The following is a 7,421-nucleotide window of genomic DNA, read 5'->3' on the forward strand; positions in this document are numbered from 1 at the left end:
ACGGAGTCAGCCGACGTGCACCCGGGGCCGCCGGTCCGGATCGGGCTCCGCACGGCGCAGCACCTCACGCGTCACCGGGGCCACCTCGCCGTGGCCGAAGACCAGGAAGCGCAGCAGATGGCCGACCGGGCTGCCCTCCGTCCAGTTGAAGTACGCGTGCGGCACCCGGCCGGTGCGGTCCCTCAGCTGGAGGAGCACCGCGGCGATGGTGTTGGGCACGCCCGGCCCGGCCACCCGCAGGACCCGCGCCCCGTACCGTTCCTCACCCCGTACCGGCATGCTCACTGTGAAGTCGGACGAGTCCTGCACGGTGACTTCGAGGAAGAGCACCGGGCTGCCTCCGGGGATATGGGTCTCCTCGCGCTGGCTGCCCTCCTTCGCGCGGTACTCGGCGGCGTTGCGTTCGTGGGGTTCGCTGGCGATGACGCGCAGCGGTCCCGACCGGGCGGCCACGTCCACCAGCCGGGCCGCGGTGTCGTCGAACGTGACGTCCGTGGCGCGCAGTTCGAATGCGCGGTGCACCCGGGAGGCGAACGAGGTCAGCAGGATGCCGATGATGAAGAGCAGGGCGATCTTCAGCCCGTCGGGGCGTTCGATCACATTGGTGACCAGGGTGTAGGCGAAGACCGCGGTGATCAGACCGAACCCGGCGGCGGCCCGCCGGCGCCCCCGGTGCAGGACCGCGACGGTCGACGCGAAGGACGCGGAGAGCATCAGGACCAGCACCCCGGTGGCGTACGCGCCGCTCTGCTTGTCGACGTTCGCGTCGAACCGCCAGGTGACGAAGAAGGCGATGGCCACGAAGATGAGGACGAGCGGGCGGACGGCGCGCGCCCACTCCGGCGCCATCCCGTAACGCGGCAGATAGCGCGGTACGAGATTGAGCAGCCCGGCGAGCGCCGATGCGCCCGCGAACCAGAGGATCGCGATCGTGGAGACGTCGTACACCGTCCCGAAGGCCTCGCCGAGATATTCGTGCGCCAGATAGGCGAGCGCCCGCCCGTTGGCCCGCCCTCCGGCCTTGAACTCGGCCGGAGGGATGAGGAGGGTGGTGGCCAGGCTGGAGACCAGCAGGAACCCGCTCATGATCAGCGCGGCGGTGGTGAGGAGCCTGCGGGTGTCCCTGATCCGTCCGGTGGGGCTGGCCCAGGTGTCCGTGGCGGCCCCCTTGATCTGGGGCATGACGGCGACACCGGTCTCGAATCCGGACATGCCGAGCGCGAGCTTGGGAAAGACCAGCAGCGCCACACCGATCATCGCGAACGGCGAGGAGTGCGCGGCCCGCGCGGCCCGCCACCAGTCGCTCACGTCCACGGGGTGGTGGGCCACGTTCCACACCGAGTCGGCGAGGACGATCAGGTTGAGCCCCAGATAGATCCCCACGAGGACGACCGCGATGCCGATCGCTTCTCTGAAGCCCTTGAGGAAGATCGCTCCGAGACCGGAGACCAGCCCCAGGGTGATCCAGAGACCGGCGCCCCGGAGCCAGTGTGGTGCGAACGGGTTCTCCACCACATGGGCGGAGGCATCCGCGGCCGACAGAGTGATGGTGATCATGAAGTCGGTCGCCGCGAAGCCCAGCAGGACGAGGACGAAGAGCTTCCCCGCCCACCAGGGCAGCAGCCGCTCCAGCATGGCGATCGAGCCCTCGCCGTGCGGGCTCTCGCGGGCCACCCGCCGGTACACCGGAAGCGCGCCGCCGAGGGTCAGGGCGAGCAGTACCAGGGTGGCGAGCGGGGAGAGCAGACCGGCGGCCAGCGCGGCGATGCCCGGCTGATAGCCGAGCGTGGAGAAGTAGTCCACACCGGTGAGGCACATCACCCGCCACCAGGGATGCCCCTTGTTCTCGGCGGGTGGTGTGCCGTGCGGACCGGGGTGCCGCGCCGACTGCTCGGTCAGACCTTCCAGCAGCCACGCCCGCCAGCGCGCCGTGGGGCGCGCTGGCTGCGGCTGCGGCGGGGCCTGACTGCCGGTCATGCGGAGCCCCTGTCGCCTGCGGTCGGTGGGTCGGTGGGTCGGTGGGTTGGTGGAGCGGTGGGTCGGTGAACCGGTGGACCGGTCGATCCGCATAGATCCGTGGTCCCTGGCTCAGCGGTCCGCGCGGCTACGGTCTGCGGTCCGCGCGGCTCCCCGGTCCGCGGGTGACACGGCGGACGACCCGCCCGCGCGGCCCGAAGGCGGCGGTGTCCCTCACATCGTCACCCGGTCCGCCGCTACGGGCGAGCGCGCCGCCGCACCACGGCCGCCGCGAGTTCGCCGATCAGCCGCTCGGTCTCCTCCCAGCCGATACAGGCATCGGTGACGCTCCGGCCGTACGTCAGGGTGGAGAGCGGGCCCGGTTCCTGGCGGCCCGCCAGCAGGAAGCTCTCCATCATCAGCCCCGCGATGCCCTGCTCGCCCGCTGCCACCCGGCCGGCGATCTCCCGTACGACCTCCGCCTGGCGCGCCGGGTCCTTGCCGCTGTTGGCGTGGCTGGCGTCGATGATCAGACGGCCCGGCATCCCCGCCCCCTCCAGCAGGGAGAGCGCGTCGCCGACCTCCCGCGGGCCGTAGTTGGGGCCGCCGCGGCCACCGCGCAGGATCACATGGCAGTCGGGGTTGCCGGACGTGGAGACGACCGAGCCGTGGCCTTCGCCGTCGACCCCGAAGAACACATGGCTGCCGGCCGCCGCCCGGCAGCCGTCGACCGCCGCCTGGACATCGCCGTCCGTCGCGTTCTTGAACCCGACCGGCATCGACACCCCGGACGCGAGCTGGCGGTGCACCTGGCTCTCCGGTGTCCGGGCGCCGATCGCGCCCCAGCTCACCGCGTCCGCGATGTACTGCGGGCCGTTGGGCTCCAGGAACTCGCAGCCGACCGGGAGCCCGGTACCGAGCACGTCCAGCAGCACCCGGCGGGCCGTGCGCAGCCCTCGCTCCACGTCGTAGGTGCCGTCCAGGCCGGGATCGTTGATGAGCCCCTTCCACCCGAGGGTCGTCCTCGGCTTCTCGAAGTAGACGCGCATGACGACGCAGAGCTCACCGCTCAGGGGCGCGGCGGCCGCCGCGAGCCGGCGGGCGTAGTCCAGGGCCGCCGCCGGATCGTGGACGGAGCAGGGGCCGACGACGAGGAGGAGTCTGTCGTCCTCCCCGGCGAGTACGGACCGCACGGCCCGCCTGCTGTCGCGGACCAGGGCCATGCGCTCGGCGTCCAGGGGGAGTTCGTCCCGCAGGGCCGACGGTGCGACGAGGCGCTGGAAGCCGGTGACCCGCAGGTCACCGGTGTCCGGCGGGGCACTGGCGGACGCGCCGGTGGTGCCGGGTGCGCGGGTGGCGTCGCCGGTGATGGCGGACGCGCCGTCCGTGGAGGTGTTCATGGGGGCTTCCCGTTCTGCTGCGGCGGGAGGCCGTGTGCGTGGAGTGCACGCCGTCCGGTACCAGCCCGCCTGTACGACGAAAGGCAGAGACGGTGCGTCTCTGCCTTGCTGGCTCCGGGTGATCGGTCGGTCAGCGCAGGTGACCTCCGGCTCCACCCGGAGCCGGCTCATAGCGCTGATACCAACGGATCACTGACATGGGGAGACCGTAGCAGAACCGCGCCGGTACCCGGACGAGCGGCCTCCGCTTGTTGGGCGGTCCGGTTGTAGGGCGGTCCGGGAGATGTCCGGCCGCCGTACCGGCCCACGGACCGGCCGGTACGGAACGCGGGCCCGTGGCCGGCTCAGCCGGTGATCCGGGCCAGCCGCCGGTAGGAGTCGAGCAGCGCCGTACGGTCGTACGTACTGGTCGTGACCAGGAACTCGTCGGCCCCGCTGCGGCCCAGCACCTTCTCCAGACCGTCCGCCACCTCCTCCTCGGTGCCGTGCAGCTGACCGCGCTGCGCCTCTTCGAAGAGGCTCCGCTCCCGTGCGGTCATCGTCAGGCCGGCGATCCGCTCCGCGGGGACAAGGGGCGGGAAGGCGCCATGGGTCCGTGAGTAGGCCGTGGACCAGGCCTCGGGCAGCAGGATCCGGCGGGCCTCATCGGTGGTCGGCGCCACGGCGACGGTGCCCGAGAGCACGACGTACGGGCGCTCGCCCCAGGCCGAGGGCCGGAACGACTCCCGGTAGCCGTCCACGGCCCGCAGCATCTCGTCCTCACCACGCACGGCGGCGATCACCAGCGGCAGCCCGGCCGCGGCCGCCACCCGGGCCCCGGCGCCGGTGGCCAGCACGAAGGCGGGCAGCCGCAGCCCCTCCGCCGGACGGGCGTGGACCTGCGGGTGCGCCGTCTGATCGCCCGAGAAGTACCCCAGCAGCTCCGCCAGCTGGGCGGCGAAGTCCTCGGCGTCCTGTCTGCCGTGTCCCAGCGCCCTGCGGATGCCGTCGGTGAACCCGACCGACCGGCCCAGGCCCATGTCGATCCGGCCGGGGAAGAGCGCTTCGAGCACCCCGAACTGCTCGGCGACGACCAGCGGCCGGTGGTTGGGCAGCATCACCCCGCCGGTCCCCACGCGGATCGTCGACGTGGCGGCGGCGACGGCTGCGGCGAGCACGGTGGGCGCCGAGCCCGCGACCCCCGGCACGCTGTGGTGCTCCGAGACCCAGAACCGGTGGTATCCCAGCGCCTCGGCCTGCTGCGCGAAACGCACGGTGTCGCGCAGGGCCTCGGAGCCGTCGCGCCCCTCACGGGTGCGGGAGCGGTCCAGTACGGAGAACGGTGTCGAGGAGATCGCAGAGCTCACCACAGGTTCAACGCCCGTGCCGGGCGCGGGGGCGCCCCCCCGCCCCCCCCCACCCCGTGTACTTCCCGTGATCGCACCCCCTGGAAACCCAGGGTTTTCCCAGGTTTTCGGGGGTTTGCGCATCACGGAGAGTAGGGAGACACTGAATCGAGCCTGTGACCGATCGCACATCTGTCCCGTAGGAGCGCGTTCCGAAAATTCCGCGCAAAGCGAACATCCGGACGACCCCCGCCGACCGGCTCAGACCGGCAACGTGACACGCATCACGAGGCCACCGCCCTCTCGGGGCTCCGCGATGATACGGCCTCCGTGAGCACGCGCGACCGACCGCGCGATGGAGAGACCGAGCCCGACCCCCTTGTCGCTGCCGGTCCGCTCGGTACGCAGGCGCCTGAACGGCTCGAAGAGATTGTCGATCTCGTAAGCGGGAACCACGGGACCCGTGTTCGAGACCACCAGAAGCGCCTGGCCCGGCTGCAGTTCGGTGGTGACCTCGACCCAGCCGTCCTCCGCCACGTTGTAGCGCACCGCGTTCTGGACGAGGTTGAGGGCGATGCGCTCCAGCAGGATGCCGTTGCCCTGGACGACCGCGGGCGACTGCTCCCCGCGGATCTCCACCCCCTTCTCCGCGGCCTCCGCGAGGGTCTGGTCGATGGGCCGGGGGGCCCCCTCGGCCAGATCGACCGGTTTCCGCTCGACGATCTGGTTGTCGCTGCGGGCGAGCAGCAGCAGCCCCTCGACCAGCTGCTCGCTGCGCTCGTTGGTGGCCAGCAGCGTCTTGCCGAGCTGGGTCAGCTCGACGGGCGCCCCCGGATCGGAGAGGTGCACCTCCAGGAGCGTGCGGTTGATCGCCAGCGGGGTGCGGAGTTCGTGCGACGCGTTGGCGACGAACCGCTGCTGCGCGGTGAAGGCCCGCTCCAGCCGGTCGAGCATCTCGTCGAAGGTGTCGGCGAGCTCCTTGAGCTCGTCGTCCGGGCCGTCCAGCTCGATCCGCCGGGTCAGGTCCGTACCGGCCACGCGGCGGGCCGTACGGGTCATCCTGCCGAGTGGGGAGAGCACCCGGCCGGCCACGGCGTAGCCGAAGGCGAAGGCGATGATGCTGAGGCCGACGAGGGCGTACAGCGAGCGGGCCAGCAGATGGTCGAGCGCCTGCTGGCGCTGGTGGTTGACGCAGGAGTTCATGGCCGCGTTGAACTGGTCGGCCGTCCCGTTCTTGGGCAGGTTGCACACCTCGCTGGTGACCGAACCCGCAACGATCTTGAAAGGCAGCTCGACGCCGACGTTGAGCGCCTGCGCCGCCAGCATGTAGATGATCGTCAGCAGCAGGATCCCGGCGATCAGGAACATGCCGCCGTAGAGGAGCGTCAGACGTATCCGGATGGTCGGCCGCAGCAGCGGGGAGAGGGACTCCGAGCTCTTCGGGTCCCAGGTCGGTTTGGGCGGCGCCGCGGGCGCCGCCGGGCTGTTGGGCACGGGGCGCTCAGATCCGGTAGCCCGAGCCCGGCACGGTCACGATGACCGGAGGCTCACCGAGTTTGCGGCGGAGCGTCATGACGGTCACGCGTACGACGTTGGTGAACGGATCGGTGTTCTCGTCCCAGGCCTTCTCCAGTAGCTGCTCGGCCGAGACGACCGCGCCCTCGCTGCGCATCAGCACTTCGAGCACGGCGAACTCCTTGGGGGCCAGCTGGATCTCGCGGCCCTCCCGGAAGACCTCACGGCGGTTGGGGTCCAGCTTGATGCCGGCCCGCTCCAGGACGGGCGGCAGGGCGACCGTCGTACGGCGTCCGAGGGCCCGGACCCGCGCCGTCAGCTCGGTGAACGCGAAGGGCTTGGGCAGATAGTCGTCCGCGCCGAGCTCCAGGCCCTCCACCCGGTCGCTGACGTCTCCCGACGCGGTGAGCATCAGGACCCTGGTGGGCATGCCGAGTTCGACGATCTTGCGGCAGACGTCGTCGCCGTGGATCACGGGCAGGTCCCGGTCGAGGACCACGACGTCGTAGTCGTTGACCCCGATCCGCTCCAGGGCCGCGGCGCCGTCGTACACGACGTCGACGGCCATGGCCTCCCGGCGGAGTCCGGTGGCCACCGCATCGGCGAGCAGCTGCTCGTCCTCGACGACGAGTACGCGCACGGCGCTTGTCCTTCCGTTGCAGCCCGTGTCCGGGCGGAGTCCTGGCATGGAGTGTGTCCCTCCATCCTGCCCCGTACGGCCATAAACCGGCTGTAAGGCAAGGCCAGGTGGTGATCGGCCGGGAATTCAGGGATTGCCGGTGCGGTTGAGGTTTCCTTGAGGCGGAGCAAGGGGAGGACGACTGCACACCCGCCGATCACGCCCTGTACGGGGCGCGCCACATCCCGCTCCGCCACCACCGGGGACGCGTGATCAGTTGATGACCCTCGGCACACCCCCGTGCCACCGACCCACGACGAGGGGGCGCACCATGGACGCATTCACCGCAGGTCTGCTGCAGCGCATAAAGGCCACCCAGACCGACCTGACGCGTGCCCGCGAGTCGGGCGACGACTTCCTGGCGGAGGTCGAGCAGGGCGAGCTGGACGATCTCCACCGTCTCGCGGCCGAACACGGTGTGGCCGTAGGCCCCGCCCTGACCGCCGAGTCCGGCGCTGACATCCACACCGCCGACATCCACACCGCGGGCGTCTGACCCGCACAGCGCGCAGCGCGAGGCCCCCGGCACCTGGGACGGTGCCGGGG

The 7,421-nt window shown here is 71.3% G+C and carries 6 protein-coding genes; 1 reads left to right on the forward strand and 5 read right to left on the reverse strand.

The genetic code is table 11. From position 1 onward, the window contains the following. Positions 1-6: 6 nt before the first annotated feature. The 5 genes from ACFXBC_RS11935 to ACFXBC_RS11955 form a co-directional block, all read right to left on the reverse strand. Complete coding sequence (locus tag ACFXBC_RS11935; RefSeq protein ID WP_385022144.1) at positions 7-1,977, reverse strand: amino acid transporter; 1,971 nt, start codon at positions 1,975-1,977, stop codon at positions 7-9. A 236-nt stretch (positions 1,978-2,213) separates the two neighbouring features. Beyond that, positions 2,214-3,356 carry a 3-deoxy-7-phosphoheptulonate synthase gene (locus tag ACFXBC_RS11940; RefSeq protein ID WP_385022148.1) on the reverse strand — a complete coding sequence of 381 codons (1,143 nt, stop codon included), beginning with the start codon at positions 3,354-3,356 and terminating at the stop codon, positions 2,214-2,216. Positions 3,357-3,700: 344 nt separating this feature from the next. After that, the gene (locus ACFXBC_RS11945) at positions 3,701-4,702 is read right to left on the reverse strand and encodes an MsnO8 family LLM class oxidoreductase (protein WP_385022151.1); all 1,002 of its coding nucleotides are present in this window, start codon (positions 4,700-4,702) and stop codon (positions 3,701-3,703) included. A 240-nt stretch (positions 4,703-4,942) separates the two neighbouring features. Further along, positions 4,943-6,175, reverse strand: a complete 1,233-nt coding sequence (locus tag ACFXBC_RS11950) for a sensor histidine kinase (protein WP_385022154.1) — start codon at positions 6,173-6,175, stop codon at positions 4,943-4,945. A gap of 7 nt (positions 6,176-6,182) precedes the next feature. Continuing rightward, a complete protein-coding gene (locus ACFXBC_RS11955) occupies positions 6,183-6,836 on the reverse strand; it encodes a response regulator transcription factor (RefSeq protein ID WP_327294825.1) in 654 nt (217 codons plus the stop codon). A gap of 310 nt (positions 6,837-7,146) precedes the next feature. Here ACFXBC_RS11955 and ACFXBC_RS11960 point away from each other — a divergent pair, with 310 nt between their 5' ends. After that, positions 7,147-7,371, forward strand: coding sequence for a hypothetical protein (locus ACFXBC_RS11960; protein ID WP_385022158.1), 225 nt, complete (start codon positions 7,147-7,149; stop codon positions 7,369-7,371). The last annotated feature ends 50 nt before the right edge of the window (positions 7,372-7,421 follow it).

This window comes from Streptomyces sp. NPDC059398, from assembly GCF_042751845.1.
Classification (GTDB): domain Bacteria; phylum Actinomycetota; class Actinomycetes; order Streptomycetales; family Streptomycetaceae; genus Streptomyces.